A 15,844-nucleotide genomic window follows, 5' to 3' on the forward strand; every position below is an offset into this window, starting at 1 on the left:
ATTCGAGTGGAATAACACGATCGGGCGCATGTTTGTAACGCGCGCATTTTCGGCACGAAGATCGTGCGTTATCGCGCGTGTCGGTGCGGCGGCGGCGCCGGTGTGACCCAAACCCCGACGGTCAGGTGCCGAAACCGAAGTCGATCCACTTGACGGACGGCACGGCGTCCAGGTGGTCGAGGTCCGACGGCCCGATCCCGGCGATCCGCACCGCCACGTGGCCTTCCCGGTTCCGCCACGGCGCCCGCGGGTCGATCGCCGGACCGACGTTCGCGATCGCGGAGTCGCCCAGGAAGATCCGATGACCCGGCCGCGGCCACCGCCACCCCGCGAAACCGACCTCCTCCAGCGACGTGAGGACGCCGGGCAGCAGGTCGGCGGGCAGCTGGGCGCACAGGCGGCCGAAGTCCGCCGTCACCACCAGTTGCGCGAGCGCCAGGTGGACCAGGAACTCCGGGAGGGCTTCGGGCACCGGACTCCGGTCACCACCAGGTTCGCCCTCGTGGACCCGGTCCGGCTGCCCGACGTCGAACGACCAGGTCCAGTCACCGGTCGGGTCCTCCATGAACACGGCCTCGCCCCCGTCCGCCCGGACCTGGGCGGGGCGGTAGACCCTGGTGCCGCCCGACTGGAGCCGGGTCCACCGGGATTCGAGGCCGTACCACTCCCTCAGCGGCGCGGGGAGCCAGGACGCCTCGGCCGGCACCGTCCACTCGGGAGCACTCGGCGGGCCGTACCAGCGACCCAGCAATTCCGGGACGTCGATGCCATCCGGGTCGATCACCCCCACATTATGGCACACGGCAGTTCTTTCCCCGCGAATCTTCGCGGCCCATTGTCGAAATGGAGAACGGCTCCCGGCCGACACGGGTCGACCGGGAGCCGCACACCGCTCACCCGTTAATCGGGACCGCCGATGAACATCCTGTTCCTGAGCGCCCCGGCCTCGTTCTGCCAGACGACCAGCAGTCGGCCGCCTTCGGGGAGCATCGACCGCATGGCCGGCACGCAGTACTTGCACGGGCCGTAACTGCCCGTGATGTAGAGGACGGCGTTGAGGCCGGTGCTCCGCATCAGGGCCGCGGTCTGCGTCTCCAGGTGGTGGAAGTTCTCGCCCGTCGCCCCGGGAGGCGCGACGTAGTCCCCCCGGAGGTTCCGGCCGTCGCCACCCGACGACAGGGTGAACGTCGAGCCGTCGTCGAGGACGGCGTGCCCGGACATCCCGCCCGGGCGGTCGAAGCTGTCGGCCGACTGGCGGGCCTTCTCGACGCCCGCCTTCATCGTGGCCTGGCACGGGATCGAGTTGTTGTGGACGAGGACGGCCACGGACCCCGCGACGACGAAGTACGTGTGGACGCCGTCGACCGTCAGGTCGAAGGTGCGGTGCGTCCCGTGGTAGGCGCGGACCGCGTCGACCTGGACGTGCGTCCCCGCCGACGTGCGGAGGGTGTCACCCGGCTTCAGGTGCCGGGCTTCGACCCACCGCCCACGGCCCGCCGACCAGAACGGGTGGTCGTCGGTCGCCGTGACGGTGTGCTCACCGCCGTCGTCCCGCACCACGAGGTCCACATAGGACTTGTCGTGGTCGGTCCGGATCGAACGGGTGACCTGCCGGCGTTCGCCCTCGCCCTTGGCCGGGTCGGCGGCCAGCACGGTGTCGCCCGGCTTGACGTGCTCGATGCGCTTGCGCGTGCCGTCGGCGAGGAGCACCAGGGTGCCCGCCGGGAAGCTGTGCGTCTCGCACTTCTCCGGCGCCTTCTTCTTCGTCGCCGCTTTCGCCTTCGCGGCCACGGCCTTGGCTCGTTCGGCCGCCTTCGCCGCCGCCTTCCGGGCGGCTTCCTCGGCCAGCGCGCGGGCCTTCGCGGCCTTCTCGGCGGCGGCCTTGGCAGCTGCGGCCGCGGCAGCCTTGGCGGCTTCGGCGGCCTTCTCCGCGCCCTGGATGATGGCGCGCGCCCACTTCAGCTCCTGGAAGAAGGTGACGACGGCCTTGCCGGCGCGGAAGATGGCCTCGGCGATCTTCTTGGCCTTGAAGATCTTGCCCCACGGCAGCGCGCCGATGATCATGGAGACGCAGGCGCCGATGTCGCCCTTCAGGCAGTTGACGATGTCGTTGATCCCCAGGAACTCCATGAGGATCTGGCCGCTGGCCTCCAGGATGACGTCGACCAGGCTCTTGCCCTGGATCTGCTGCGCCTTGGCGACGTCCTCGGGGCTGGGCCCGGTCGGTTCCGTCGCCCCGGTCTCGGACGCCGAGCCGCTGCCGCCCCCGCCGTCGACCACCGTGCCCGTGGGGTCGGTGTAGGACAGCGGGTTGTTCTCCGCGTAGGCGTACGCGGAGATGGCCGGCCCCGGCACGGGCATGGGGTCGGTGCTCGTGAAGCGACCTGTGTCGGGGTTGTAGTTGCGGGCCCGCAGGTAGTAGTTGCCCTCGCCCGACGACGAGTCCTGGTACGCGCCGGTGAACTTCAGCGGGTTCGCCGGACCGGTCGGGTCGCCCGGCGCGAGCGTGCCGCCCCGGCGCGGGTTGCCGAACGGGTCGTAGTCGTAACCCGCCTCCGGCACGCCGGACGGGCTGAGCATGTTCGCCACGCCGCCCAGCCAGTCGTGCGTGTACGGGTGGGCGCCGGTGGCCGCGTCGAGCAGGGCCAGCGGCTCGTCGTCGGGGCCGTACGCGAAGCCGCGGCGCTCGGTGGTGGCCCCGGCGGCGTTGACGGTGGTGTCCAGGGCGATCTGCGGCAGGGTGCCGTTGACGTCCCAGCTCCACCGCTGCGTGGTGGCGGCCTGGCCCTCGCCCGACGTGGCGGTCAGGCGCAGGCCGGTGGCGTCGTAGGCGAACGTGGTCGTGCGGCCGCCCGTGGTGGCACTGGCCAGCGTGTTGTCGAGGTTGTAGGCGAAGGTCTCCCGGCCCGCCTTGGTCTGGTTGCCGTTGAGGTCGTAGTCGTAGTCGATGAAGGTGGCCCGCTCGCCGTGCTCCTCGCCGTCGGGGGCGCTGCCGGCGTGCCGCTGGTGCACGGCGCGCCGGACGAGCTGGTCGGCGGCGTCGTAGTGGTAGCGGGTGGTGTCGCTGCCGGCGGTGCCGGTGCGCTTCTGGGACAGGCGGTTGCCCACCAGGTCGTAGGTGTAGTCGATGCGCCCGGCTGCCTGCGCGTGCTCGTCGCACGTCGTGGCGGCGTAGCAGGCCGAGGCGACGCGGTCGGCCGGGTCGTAGGCGTAGGCCACGGCCTCGGACACGCCGCCCCGGGTCGTGGTGACCTTGACCGGGTTGCCGACCGGGTCGAGGTCGAGCCGGTAGGCCGAGATCGGGTCCTGCACGTCGGCCGGCGCGCCGGTGCCCTGGCCGCGTTCGGTGCCGATCGCGGTGAGGCGTCCGGCGTCGTCGTAGTCGCGCCGCTCCACGAGGCCGGTGGCGGCCGGCAGCGTCGTGGTGGTGCGGCGGCCGGCGACGTCGTACCCGAACCGCCACGTGCCGGCCCGGGAACCCGTGCCGCTGCCGCTGACGGTCAGCTCGGACAGGCGACTGTCGGCGTCGTACCCGCTGGTGACGCGGGTGCCGTCCGGGTAGGCGCGGGAGGTGATGTTGCCGCGCGCGTCGTACTCGTAGTCGAACGTCTCGCTGCGCCCGGCCGCCTCCTCCCGGGTGACGCGGGTGATCTGGTTCTCGTCGTCGTAGGACACCTTGCGCACGCCGAGCGGGTCGCCGTACGCGGTGACGCGGTCCTTGGCGTCGTAGGCCCAGGAGTACTTCGGCCCGCTGTCGCCGAGGGCGCGGGCAACGCGCCGTCCGACGATGTCGTAGGTGTCGACGATGGTCCGCTTGGCGCGCTCGGCGTCCCCGAGGTGGTGCTCGTGCGGCCCCCGGGTGATGGCCGCGACGAGGTTGCTCTCCACGTCGTAGGTCGCCTCGACGGCGCGGCCGAGCGGGTCCGTGGTGCGCGTGGGTCGGCCGGCCCGGTCGTAGTCGATGCGCCGGACGTGGTGGTTCGGGTCCCGGATCGTCGCCAGCAGGCCGTCGGCGTGGTAGCCGTAGACGGTCGCCCCGCCGTGCGGCTCGTGCCGGTGGTACTTCGCGTCCGGCGCGTGGACGCTCTCGATCTGGTTGTCCTCGCGGTACCGGTAGTGCGTGGTGTGGTTGTTGGCGTCCGTCTCCGACGTGAGCCGGTTGTTGGCGTCGTAGGTCGACACCGTGACGTGGTCGAGCGGGTCGATCACCTTGGTGCGGTTGCCCGCGAGGTCGTACTCGAAGTGCGTGGTGAACCGCTCGCGGTCGGCGCCCTGGACGTTGCCGCGCGGCTCGGTGGCGCTGAGCAGCAAGCCGTCGTCGCTGTAGGTCCACGTGGTGACGCCGCCGGTGGCGGTCTCCTGGCGGATCTTGTTGCCGGCCTCGTCGTAGGTCCACTTCGTGGTGTTGCGGCCGCCGTCGGTGGTGGACGTCTGGCGGCCGTTGCGGTCGTAGCCCATGGTCAGGCTGCGGCCCAGGGTGTCCTTGGTCGCGGTGACCCGGCCGGTGTTGTCCCGGTCGAACGTGGACGGCTTGTTGAACTCGTCCACCGTGGACGTCGTGCGGTCCAGCTCGTCGACCTTGATGTCCTTGTGGACGACCTGGCCGTTCGGGTACGGGCGCGAGATGCGCACCAGGTTGTCGTTGGCGTCGTAGCGGTAGGTGGTGGTGAAGTCCGCTTCGACGGCGCCCGGCACGTTGCCGCGCGGCGAGACCACCTGGTGCAGCATGCCCTTGGCGTTGTAGCGGTAGGCGGTGACGACGTCCTGCTCGCCGCGGCCCATCTCGATGCGCACCGAGCCGCGCCGGCCCGCGTTCGTGTAGGTGATCGAGGTGGTCTTGCGATGGTCGGTGACGGCCGCGAGCCGCCCGTTGGCCAGGTAGCGGTTCTCGATCGTCACCCCCTCCGGGTTCACGGTGCGGACGACGCGGCCGACCTCGTCGTGCTCGGTGCGCGACGAGTGCCGCTTGCCCGGCTCGCGCACCTCCACCACGCGGTCCTGCGCGTCGTAGCGGAACCTGGTGGTGAACTCGTGGCGGTCCGCGCGCGGCGCCGTGCCGCGCGGGTCGATCGACGCGACGCGGCGGCCGGTCTCGTCGTACTCGGCCTCGCCCCGCCGCCCCTCCGGCGAGATCACCGCGGCGAGGAGCCCGGAGTTGGGCCGCCCGGGCGCGATGTACTCGTACCGGGTGACCTTGCCGCGCTGGTCGGTGCTCGTGGTCCGCAGGCCGCGCTCGTCGTAGGTGTGGCTGATCGAGTGGTTCTCGGCGTCGGTGCTGCGGACCAGCTCGTTGAACTCGTTGTAGGTGTTCTTCCAGACGTTGCCGTTGGCGTCGGTGAACTCGATAGGGTTGTTGCGGTCGTCGTACTTGGTCTTCTCGTCGAAGCCCTGCGGCGCGGCGCGGCGGATCGGGTTGCCGTTGGCGTCGTGCTGCGACTCGTGCTGGTTGTGGTTGCCGTTGACGACCAGGTTGCGGTTGAGCGAGGCGTCGTAGCGGTGGTTGTCGGTGTCGCCCGCGCCGCGCCTGCTGTGCAGCAGCACGTTGCCGCGGTAGCCGTCGCGGACGACGACGCCGTCCGCGTCGGTCGTCGTCGCCTCCTGCTCGGCGGCGTTCCACGCGAACGTGGTGGCGTTGCCGAGGGCGTCGAGCTGGCGCGCCATCCGCCCGGACGGGTCGTACTCGTTGCGCACCAACGTGGTGCGGTGCGGCTGCGGCTCCCGCACCTCGGTCAGCCGGCCCTCGGCGGAGTAGCCGTAGCGCCACTGGCCGGCGCGGGCGTCCTTGTAGACCGCCAGCCGCCCCGCCTCGTCGTACTCGTACTGGACCTTGCGGTGGTCGGGCAGCGTGATCGAGCGGATCAGGCCGTCCACGACGCGCGCCCGCGCCACCCGGCCGGACGCGTCGGTGACGGTGATCTCGGTGTCGGTGTACCCGACCGAGACCCCCACCCCGCGCGGGGAGCGGATCGACACCAGGCGGCCCTGGCCGTCGAAGGCGTGCACCACGCCGGTCAGGGTGGTGAGGTCCCAGCCGGCGTCGGTCCTGCGCAGCGTGGAGCGGACGCCCGCGGGCCGCTGGTACGCGCCGTCGACCAGGCGGTACCGCACCTGCGCGCCGTCGTCGGCGAGCACCATCGCGCCGTCGTCCACGGGCGTCACGCGCATCCCGTACGACCACGCCCAGCCCGGCCCGAACAGGCCCGGCTGGGTCAGCGTCGAGGAGTACACGCGCGTGGACGTGAACGGCACGCCGATCGACGCCATCTTCAGGTCGGGCTCGATCCGGGTGAACGCGCCGGTCGCCGTGTTGACGCCGTCGCCGCGGAACGCCTGCCGCGCGCCCGTCGTGCTCAGGGCCGCGCCGCAGCCGCAGCCGGACGTCTGCTCGACCGGGATCGGCGGCGGGTCGACCGTCGTGCGGGGACGCGCCTTCGGCGACGGCGCGGACACCAGCTCGCCACCCTCGTCGAGGACGGCGGCGAGCGTGACGAAGTACTCCTTGGCCGGGTCGAGCGCCCAGCCCTCGCGGCTGCCGAACGAGCGGCAGAACTCGCGCACGGCGCCGCAGGGCACCTGCAGCTCCGACCGGGGCAGCACGGTCGACGCCTGCTCGGTGCCGGTGGCGGCGTCGAAGACCCTGGCGCGCCACGACGACCACGGCCGCACGTCGTCGTGCACGTCGAAGTAGGCCACCAGCGACGTGTCGCCGAGCGAGAACCCCGGCCTGACCAGGACGCCGGCGAACACCTCCTCGGCCTGCGCGGCGGCCTGGCCGGGCTTGCGCACCCGCTCCCAGTCCTCGGCGGACAGCCGCACCGGCTCGCCACCGGCGCGCACGCCCGCGGGCACGACCGGCGGCCACTTCTCCGGGGGCACCGCCTCGTCCGGCCGCGCCGACGCCGGAACCGGTCTGTCCACCGGCCCGGCACCCGGCGTCACGCCGGGCACCGCGCCCGCCGCACGCGCCCACGTGACCGGCTGCAAGAGGCTCGCCGCCACCACCAACACGCTCACCGAGGCCAGCCATCGGACCCGGTTGCTCCACCCCACGGCTCGGTTCGTCACCGCTCCCCCACCACTGATCCCATTCCGGAAAAACGCAGAACAAAACTGCGGCATCACCGGACTGGAGGCAGCACCGGGCACCACCGAGACGGATACATGAAACCGGCTCACGCACGCGACGCACAGGTCGAATCACTCGACAAGGGCCGGGACACGGCGACACGAACAAAGCGGAACTCGCACCGCGGAACAGGACGACACGACCGCCGAACGCCACGACGAGGTGGCGCCGACCGACCCGGTCATCCGACGTCCCCGCAGGCTACGACGTCGTCGCTTCCCCACCAAGCAGCATAAACATCCCCCGTACTGTTCCGCGCCCACCGAAGTCGAAGGCGCGACAGCACTGTCCCACCGATCCCGGAAATCGCGCAACCACAAACGTCCAACCGAGTGACCCACCACCGGAATTCACGACGGTGGGGAATAAGCACCGGCGGACGTTGATCACATTCCACACGGTCGACGGGGAATAGCCGTCCCACGCACGGCAGATCGATAAAGCAGGGGACGTGTCCGGTGAGGTCGCGTCCCGCCGGGCCGCCGTCGGCGCGACGTCACCACCAGCTCCACACGAACCCGAACCACGGCGCGTCGGCCGTCACGTACGTCCACGTCACGACCGCCGGGCACGAGGCGGTGTCCGTGCGGCGGAACTCGACGGTGATCCGGTCCTGGTCGCCGGACAGGCCGGTCCGCAGCGGGACCGCCGGCCGTTCAGCGGGCAGCACGCCGGCGCTGGTGTGCCCGGTGGCGGTCAGCGTCCACGACACGCGGGCGTCCGGGCAGTCGTCGCGGGCGAGGGCGAGCACGCCGCCGACCCGGTCGGTGTCCCGGAGGCTGGTGCTCCACGTCGTGCTCACCGAGCCGCCGGCCGGCACCGACCACCGGTAGTCCCGTTCCCGCTCGCACGGCACGCCCGGTTCGCGCAACGCCGAGCACTCGTATGAAGGCCGGTCCTCCGGGGCGTCACCGGCGACGTGCGTGAGGCGCGGCCGGACGCCGGGGGCGAGCAAGACCGTCAGGAACCCGGCCACCAGCACCGCCGCGACGAGCGCCGCCACCGCGAGGACCAGCCGTTCGCGCCACACCACTACCGGTCGCGGCTCTTGGCGACCGCGACGGCGATCGCGTCCACCACGGCGGTCGCGAGCACGAGGACGACGGCCGCTACGAGCAGCACGGGCGGCACGACCGTGTCCCACCCGAGCACCAGGTAGAGGATGAACAGGGCCGCGGCCCCGAGGGCGAACACCTTGACGCACAAGCGAAGTCGAGTCCTCCACCGCTGCTCCACCGCGACCTCCCCGGTCTCTCTCGAACGTGCCTCCAAGGTCCCACGACACCCGTGGCCGACGGGGGTGGTTGGCAGGTTCGGGCCAGGCGGGCGGATGTCGTCCGCGACGCGGAGTGTCCTTCCGCCACCACCGGGAGGTGGCTGGTATTACGGTGTGGAGCGACCGGACGTGGCGCGACCAGGGTGCGAGGGGCAACTACGGTGACCAGCTGGATCGACGTGATCAACTATGTCCGGACGCGGCACGAGGTGCTGGAGGAGACCGACAGCTGGCTCCGCTTCCGGCTCGACGCCGAGGACGGCCGGACCCAGCAGGTCGCGGTGCACCACGTGCCCGAGTCGGACGGCGTGGCGTGGGTGGAGATCTCCTCGGCCGTCGGCCGGGCCGACGCGATCGACCTCAGGCGCCTGCTCGAACTCGCGGGCACGGCGGCCGTCGGGGGCGCGGCCGTGGTGGACGGCGTCGCGCTGCTCAAGCACACCGTGCCGTTGGAGGACCTGAGCGTGCGGGAGGAGTTCGAGCGCCCGCTCATGCTGCTCGTCGCCGCCGCGGACGCCTTCGAGCACGAGCTCACGGAGACCGACCGGTTCTGACGGCCGCGCTACATCCGGCTGAGGATCATGCCGTTCCACCACAGGTCGAGATCCTCCAGCGTGTCGTTCGTCGCGCCGGGCGGGGTGATCAGGGTGCCGGTGACGGAGGCCGGCGCGTCGGTCCACCACACCGCGCCCGTGCCGCCGTCGAGGTAGCAGGTGGTGAAGTCGCCGTCGAGCGGGCCGGACGTGTCGCGGTAGTACGTGGAGTAGTGCACGGCGTGCGTGGTCGGCCGGCAGCCGCCCTGCGAGTCGTCGCGCGGGATGCCGCGACTGGTGACCACGCCCAGGAAGTGCGCGTCCTGGGCGGCGCGGGTGGCGAACAGGCGGAACTCGGCGCGGGCGGGCGGCGCGAACCGGCCGTGCGCCTCGTTCGGCTCGGTGCACACGACCTTCGCGGTGACGCCTTCGCCGTCGGCCGGTTCGGTGGCGCAGGAGGGGTTGCCCCGGTAGACGCCGGGGAGTGCCGCGAGCAGCGCCAGTTCCTCGGGTTTCGGCGCCGGTCGGGTCGTGGTGGTCGGCTCGCTCTTCGAGCCGCGCGTGGTCTTGGCCGACGTGGTGGTCGACGACGTGCGCGTGGTCGGGGCGGACGTGGTGGGGGCGGTCGCGGTGGAGGAGCCGCCGGCCGACCCGCCGATGCGCGTGCTGCCGTCGAGCAGCGGGTAGACGAGCGCGAGCCCCACCACGACCGCCGACGCCGCCGCCACGCCGAGGAGGACGCGGCGGGCTCTCGACGGTGGCCGCGGGGGCGGGCCGCCGGTCGGCTGGGTGGGGCGCTGCGGGGCGACCGGCGTGACGGGTCCGTGCGGCCACGCGCCGTCGCGGGTCGGGACGGCCGGGGGCCGGGGTCCGGTGCCGTGGGGCGGGGTGGCCGGTGTGCTCCTGGGTGCCTTGGCAGGAGGGTTGCCGCCGGGCGGCGTTCGCTGCGGCGGTGAGGCCGGCGGGGTGTTCCCGGCCGACGCGAGGGGGCGAATGCCGCCGGGCGGCGTTCCGGGTGACGTGCCGCCCGAAGGTGTGGCGGGTGCCGTGCCGTGGGGCGGCGTGCCGCCGGACTGGGTGCCGCCGGACCGGGTGCCGCCCGACTGGGTGCTGTCGGCCTGGGTCGCGGGAATGCCGCCATCGGGCGGGGCGGTGGACGGGGTGGCGGGCGGGGTGCCGCCCACCGCTGCAGGCGGGGTCGTGCCGGCCGACGCCGCGGCGCGGGGCGGTGACGCGGGGGTTGTCGGTGGGGCCAGGTCGAAGGTGCGCTGGGGCGGGGGCGTCGTCGTCAGCGCGGCGCGCGCGGCCACGGCCAGGGCGCCCGCGGTCTCGTGGCGGGCCGCCGGGTCCTTGGCCATGCCGCGGGCGATCACGTTGTCCAGCGCGGGCGGCACGGCGGGGTTGACGGCGTGGGCCTTCGGCGGCGGTTCCTGCATGTGCGCCCAGATCTGCGCCGCGGTGCCGTCGACGTCGAACGGCCGGCGTCCGCTCAGGCAGGCGAACAGCACGCACGCCAACGCGTACGTGTCGGCCCGCGCGTCCACCGCCGCGCCCTCGAACCGCTCGGGCGCCATGTAGTCGACGGTGCCGATCACCTCGCCGGACGCCGTGATCCGCGTGTCCGTCTCGGCCGCGGTCCGCGCGATGCCGAAGTCCACCAGGTACACGAAGTCGCCGGGCGTGACGAGGATGTTCGACGGCTTCACGTCCCGGTGCACGAGCCCGTCGGCGTGGGCGGCGTCGAGGGCGCCGGCCACCTGCTCCACGATCCGCACCGCCCGTTCGGGCGTGAGCGGACCGCGTGCGATCACGTCGGTCAGGTCCGCGCCCTCCACCAGGCGCATGTCGAGGTAGAGCCGGCCGTCGATCTCGCCGTACGCGTGGATCGGGATGACGTGCGGCTCCCGCAGCCGCGCGACGACCTGCGCCTCCCTGCGGAAGCGGGCGCGGAACGCGGCGTCGTCGTGGAAGGCGGGCGAGAGGCGCTTGAGTGCCACGGTCCGGTCGTGGACGGTGTCGTGCGCGCGGTGGACCTCGCCCATCCCGCCGCGCCCGAGCAGGGGCCCGATCCGGTAGGGCCCGAACATCTCGTCAGCCATGTCCCCCGCGTTCTCCGTGCGCCGTCGGTGCGATCGACGCGGACGGGGCCGCGGCGGTTCCCTGCCGGACGTGACGCGAAGGGTACGTCGAGCCCACGTCGGGGCGGTGAACCGGTCACCGTCGGCGAGGCCGGTTCACCTTCCCCGGCACGGTCCCCTCACCATCGGGTCACGGGGCTCCCGTGCCGTTCTCCGCCGCCGTTCCGCCGCTTACGGTCGCGTCACCGAGCAAGGAGTTGAGGCCGATGTCCGGTGTCCCTCGCGGCCGGGTTCTCGCCGCGGTCGTCGCCGTCAGCGCCGCGGTCGTCGTGGCGACCTCCACCGAGTCGGCGGCCGCGCCCGCCCTGCCCCCCGCGGTCGTCTCGATGGGCGACAGCTACATCTCCGGCGAAGCCGGGCGGTGGCGCGGCAACGCGCTGAGCGACGCCGGGGACAAGTGGGGCACCGACCTCGCGACGAGGTGCGACGCGAGCGGGTGCACCACGAACCCCCGCTGGATCTACGGGGACACCCACACCTCGACCGACATGTGCCACCGCTCGACGTCGGCAGAGATCATCAGCGCCGCCATCCCCGACGCCACACCGGTCAACCTGGCGTGCTCCGGCGCGACCACCGGGGACGTGGTGGGCGGCGGCGGCGCGCGCAACCAGCCCGACCAGCTGGAGCTGCTGCGCGCCACCGTCCGCGCGCACGAGGTGAAGCTGCTCGTGCTGTCCGTCGGCGGCAACGACCTCGGGTTCGGTGACATCATCGCCGACTGCGTCACCGGCTACCTGTCCCCCTCGCCGTACCGGTGCGGGCCGAAGTGGGCGCCCACGATCGCCGGCAGGCTCGACCAGGTCCGGGCGGACGTCGGCGCCACGATCAAGGCGATCAAGGAAGTGCTGGACGCCGCGCAGGGCGCCGGGACCTACCAGTTCGTGCTGCAGTCCTACCCGTCGCCGATGCCGGCCGCCCGCAACTTCCGCATCCCCGAGGACGGTCCCCGGTTCTCGGTGGGCGGCTGCCCGGTGTGGGACACCGACGCCGACTGGGCGCGGCAGGAACTCGTGCCCACGATCGCCGCGCAGCTCCAGAGGGTCGCCGCCGCGCGGGGCGTGCGGTTCCTCGACCTGCAGAACGCCTTCGACGGCCGCCAGGTGTGCGCCAAGGCGTCCCGGCAGGCCCAGTCGGACAACAGCGCCGCCAACCCCCTGCCGGGCTCCGCGGCGGAGTGGGTGCGCTGGGTCGTCAGCGGCTACACGGCCCAGGGCGACCGCCAGGAGAGCCTGCACCCGAACCACTACGGCCAGCGCGCGCTCGGCACGTGCCTGCGCCTGGTGCACGAGCGGTCCACCGGCGACTTCACCTGCCAGAACACCGCCGGCGCCGGTCCGGGCCGCATGGTCATCGCGCCGATCGCCGCGACCTCCGGAGTCTGAACCGGGCGCGGCGGCGTTCCCCCGCATGGCTGACACGGGTGGCCGAACCCGCCCCGCGGTGATCGCGGGACGGCTAGCCTGCCGGTGCGTCAGCCCGCGAGAGGAGCCCCATGCCCGGATTCGACGTGGACGTCGCGTCGGTCGCCGCTCTCGGCTCGTTGATGAGGCGCAACGCCGAAGCGGCGGGCGTGTTCGTCCACCACCTGGAGATCCGGCGTCCCGACAAGGTGGAGGAAGGGCTGCTCGGCCTGCTCAACGGGCCGCTCAACCGGTTGCAGGACCTCGGCGAGGCGAACACGAGGCGCGGGCACGAGCTCGGTCTCGGCGCCGGCACGGAGCTGCGCAAGGCGGCCGAGTTCTACGGGTCGGTGGACCGGACGAAGGCCACCTACCTCGACATGATGTACCCCGGGGCGGCGCCGACCAGGCTGAGCCGGCACGAGGTCGTCGGCCCGGACGCGCGGTTCGACGAGGGGCGCGATCCCGGGGCCGACCCGGCGAACCCCGACAAGCCGTACAACGGCCCGCCGACGCACCCCACGCCCGAGGACGTCGCGACCGGCGGCTGGCCGCTCCGCATCGAGGACGAGATCGACAAGCTCACCGGTCAGTGCTCGGTGGCGCGGCACGTGCGCGACCTGGTCACGGCGATCTCCGGCAAGGACATCTTCTCCATCCTGCTCAGCTTCGTCAGCGGTGACTGGGGCGACCTGTACCGCCAGGGCAAGGTCTTCGAGGACACCGCGTTCGCCTTCACGGTCATCAAGGACAACGTGGACCGCGGCCGGTACCTCGTCCAGGACAAGTGGGAGGGCAACGCGGCGAACGCGGCGGAGGACTGGATCGCCGCCTACGCCAAGGCGTGCGCGGCCCACGCGGAGTTCATGGCCGAGGTGGGCGGGCAGATCAGGAAGTTCGCGAGCACGGCCTACCACGCGTTGCAGGCGTTGAACATCGGGCTGGACTTCCTGATCGACACCCTGGTCGACCTGCTGCTCCGCGGCTACGGCGGCCCGTTCGTGGGCGGCGCGATCAGCATCCTCCGGGGTGAGAACCCGCTCCACGCCGTGGTCTCCGTCATGCTGGCGGTGTCGCGGATCTCCGACGTGATCGACGCGCTCCGCGCCGCCGCGCACGTGGTGGTCGGCGCGATCGAGCAGGTCGTCGCCAACGGCGAGGTCGTCGCGAAGGCGTGGCCGTCCCTGGGCTACGACCACCCGGCGGTGACGTGATGGACGAGCAGAACCCGTGGCAGACGCCCGCCGGGGAGCGCGCGCAGCAGGTGCGGCTGCGCGTGCTCGCCCAAGGCCGGGGCGAGGTCGCCGAGTTCGCCCGCGAGGTGCTCGCCGGCCGGGCGTCGATCCGCGACGTCGTCTACTCGCCCGTGCTGAGCGACGCCGCACTGGAACCGGTGCGGTCGAGCGTCGCGGCGTGGGACCGCATGTCGAACGCCGAGCGCGAGCGGCTCGCCGCCGAGGCGGCGAACCACACCGAGGAGCGGATCGCGGCGCTCAACGCGCTCGACGTCCCGGCCGAGAGCACCAGGCGCGCCCCCGTGGTCGAGGACGACGACGATCCGGACGACGGCCGCCCGCTGATGTCCGACGCCTGGTGATCGACGCGCGGGTCACGGTGCGGGCGGCGGGCGTTCGGGCAGCAGCACGCCGGGGTTGAGGATTCCGGCCGGGTCGAGGGTCGCCTTGACGGCGGTCAGGGCCGCGGCGAACGGGTCCGGGCGCTGCCGGTCGTACCAGGGGCGGTGGTCGCGGCCGACCGCGTGGTGGTGGGTGATCGTACCGCCGTGCGCGGCGATGGCCTCCGACACGGCGGCCTTGATCTCGTCCCACTGCGCCACGGTGCTGCCCCACCGGCCCGCCGCGTACACGCCGAAGTACGGCGCGGGCCCGTCCGGGTAGACGTGGGTGAACCGGCACGTGATCACGCCCGCGCCGCAGACGCGGCGGATCGCGTCCTGCGCCGCTTCGGTGACGGCGGCGTGCAGCGCCTCGAACCGGTCCCACGTGCAGGCGGTCTCGAAGGTCTCTACGACCATCCCGATCCGGGCCAGCGCGTCCCGCTGGTAGGGCATGCGCAGGAACGACGACCGCCACTCGTCCGCGATGCCGGACGCCCGGCCGTCGCGCCCGGCGGTCTCGTCGGCGACCTCGCCGCCGTGGTCGCGGCAGAGCTCGACGGCCCGCGCCAGCGCCGCGTCGACCGGGTGGTCCGCCGACTCGAACGCGAGCACCAGAACGCCGCCGGTGACGCCGACGCCGGTGTTGAGGAACGCCTCGGCGGCGTCGAGCAGCCGGCAGTTCGCCGGGTGCAGCCCCGACTGGGCGATGGCCCCGGTGGCGGCGACGGCGGCCGGGTAGTCGGCGAACCGCACCGAGGCTCCCGCCCGGTGCCGAGGCCGGGGGCGCAGGCGCATCCACGCCTCCGTGATCACGCCCAGCGTGCCCTCGGACCCGAGGAACAGCCGGTCCGGTGACGGGCCCGCGCCCGATCCGGGCAGCCGACGCGACTCGCCGGTCCCGGCGGGGCTGACGACCCGCAACGACTCCACGAGGTCGTCGATGTGGGTGGTCAGCGTGGCGTAGTGGCCGCTCGCCCGCGTGGCGAGCCACCCGCCGAGCGTGGAGAACTCGAACGACTGCGGGAAGTGCCGCAACGTCAGGCCGGACGGGCGGAGCTGCTCCTCCAGGTGCGGCCCGAGGACGCCGGCCCGCACGCGGGCGGCCCGGCTGGTGGCGTCGACCTCGACCACCCGGTCCAGCCGGCCGAGGTCGAGCGTGACCGCGCCGGCGAACCCGGTGACGCGGGGTTCGACGCCGCCGACGACCGAACTCCCGCCGCCGTAGGGGACGACCGCGACGCCGGCCCGTCCGCACCAGTCCAGCACGTCCACGACGTCCTGCTCGGACGCCGGGCGCACCACCAGGTCGGGCACGTGCCGCAGGTCGCCGTGCAGGTTGCGGACGACGTCGCGGAACGCCTTGCCGCGGGCGTGGGCCGCCCGGTCGGCCGGGTCGTCCGAGCACAGCCCCGCCAGTGACGTCGGCGGCCGGACCCGCGCGGGCGGCAGGTCCAGCGCGGCCGGGTCCGGCGGCTCGTGGTCGGTGAGGTCCTGTCCGGGGAGCAGCGCGGCCACCCGTCCGACCAGCGCGGCCCGCTCGGGGCCGGCGACCGCGTCCTCGACGTTGCCCCAGCCCCACCACGACCGCGTCTTCGACTTCGTCGTCAAGGTTTCCTCGCCATTGTCGGGGTTTTCGGCCGCCATTGCCCGTAGCCCAATCCTGCCACTTCCTGCAAGACCACGGACTTACGCGCGTTCGGGTGGAAGAAAGTTGCTCCGGTTCCGCTGAACCGGATTCCGCACCGACTGC

At 73.0% G+C, this 15,844-nt stretch carries 10 protein-coding genes; 4 read left to right on the forward strand and 6 right to left on the reverse strand.

Features of this window, described 5'->3' with window-relative positions; all coding sequences use genetic code 11:
• Window positions 1–121: 121 nt before the first annotated feature.
• The 4 genes from ACRAKH_RS20935 to ACRAKH_RS20950 form a co-directional block, all read right to left on the reverse strand.
• Window positions 122–784: a hypothetical protein gene (locus ACRAKH_RS20935; RefSeq protein ID WP_380725353.1), complete on the reverse strand. Its 663-nt coding sequence runs from the start codon at window positions 782–784 to the stop codon at window positions 122–124.
• A 116-nt stretch (window positions 785–900) separates the two neighbouring features.
• Window positions 901–7,065, reverse strand: coding sequence for an RHS repeat-associated core domain-containing protein (locus ACRAKH_RS20940; protein ID WP_380725351.1), 6,165 nt, complete (start codon window positions 7,063–7,065; stop codon window positions 901–903).
• 557 nt (window positions 7,066–7,622) lie between these two features.
• Window positions 7,623–8,159, reverse strand: a complete 537-nt coding sequence (locus ACRAKH_RS20945; RefSeq protein WP_380725349.1) for a hypothetical protein — start codon at window positions 8,157–8,159, stop codon at window positions 7,623–7,625.
• Complete coding sequence (locus ACRAKH_RS20950) at window positions 8,159–8,332, reverse strand: hypothetical protein (protein ID WP_380725347.1); 174 nt, start codon at window positions 8,330–8,332, stop codon at window positions 8,159–8,161. Before ACRAKH_RS20950 ends, ACRAKH_RS20945 begins: the two co-directional genes overlap by 1 nt.
• Window positions 8,333–8,563: 231 nt before the next feature.
• Here ACRAKH_RS20950 and ACRAKH_RS20955 point away from each other — a divergent pair, with 231 nt between their 5' ends.
• Window positions 8,564–8,956 carry a hypothetical protein gene (locus ACRAKH_RS20955; protein WP_380725345.1) on the forward strand — a complete coding sequence of 131 codons (393 nt, stop codon included), beginning with the start codon at window positions 8,564–8,566 and terminating at the stop codon, window positions 8,954–8,956.
• 8 nt (window positions 8,957–8,964) lie between these two features.
• On the opposite strand, the gene ACRAKH_RS20960 is transcribed toward ACRAKH_RS20955, so the two are convergent.
• Window positions 8,965–11,034 (reverse strand): protein kinase domain-containing protein, encoded by a 2,070-nt coding sequence (locus tag ACRAKH_RS20960; protein ID WP_447009204.1) that lies wholly within the window; start codon window positions 11,032–11,034, stop codon window positions 8,965–8,967.
• A 245-nt stretch (window positions 11,035–11,279) separates the two neighbouring features.
• On the opposite strand from ACRAKH_RS20960, the gene ACRAKH_RS20965 reads away from it, so the two are divergent.
• The 3 genes from ACRAKH_RS20965 (at window position 11,280) to ACRAKH_RS20975 (ending at window position 14,073) form a co-directional block, all read left to right on the forward strand.
• Window positions 11,280–12,458, forward strand: coding sequence for a GDSL-type esterase/lipase family protein (locus ACRAKH_RS20965; protein WP_380726748.1), 1,179 nt, complete (start codon window positions 11,280–11,282; stop codon window positions 12,456–12,458).
• 110 nt (window positions 12,459–12,568) lie between these two features.
• Window positions 12,569–13,690: a hypothetical protein gene (locus ACRAKH_RS20970; RefSeq protein WP_380726750.1), complete on the forward strand. Its 1,122-nt coding sequence runs from the start codon at window positions 12,569–12,571 to the stop codon at window positions 13,688–13,690.
• A complete protein-coding gene (locus tag ACRAKH_RS20975; RefSeq protein ID WP_380726752.1) occupies window positions 13,690–14,073 on the forward strand; it encodes a hypothetical protein in 384 nt (127 codons plus the stop codon). Before ACRAKH_RS20970 ends, ACRAKH_RS20975 begins: the two co-directional genes overlap by 1 nt.
• A gap of 12 nt (window positions 14,074–14,085) precedes the next feature.
• Here the strand turns inward: ACRAKH_RS20975 and ACRAKH_RS20980 are convergent, their stop codons facing one another.
• Window positions 14,086–15,702, reverse strand: a complete 1,617-nt coding sequence (locus ACRAKH_RS20980; RefSeq protein ID WP_380726754.1) for an FAD-binding oxidoreductase — start codon at window positions 15,700–15,702, stop codon at window positions 14,086–14,088.
• Window positions 15,703–15,844: the final 142 nt, after the last annotated feature.

The organism is Saccharothrix hoggarensis (assembly GCF_052936025.1).

Bases quoted from the DNA above. Each gene is read 5' to 3' on its own strand.
- ACRAKH_RS20960 (WP_447009204.1), bottom strand. From the start codon at position 11,034: ATGGCTGACGAGATGTTCGGGCCCTACCGGATCGGGCCCCTGCTCGGG.
- ACRAKH_RS20965 (WP_380726748.1), top strand. From the start codon at position 11,280: ATGTCCGGTGTCCCTCGCGGCCGGGTTCTCGCCGCGGTCGTCGCCGTC.
- ACRAKH_RS20970 (WP_380726750.1), top strand. From the start codon at position 12,569: ATGCCCGGATTCGACGTGGACGTCGCGTCGGTCGCCGCTCTCGGCTCG.
- ACRAKH_RS20975 (WP_380726752.1), top strand. From the start codon at position 13,690: ATGGACGAGCAGAACCCGTGGCAGACGCCCGCCGGGGAGCGCGCGCAG.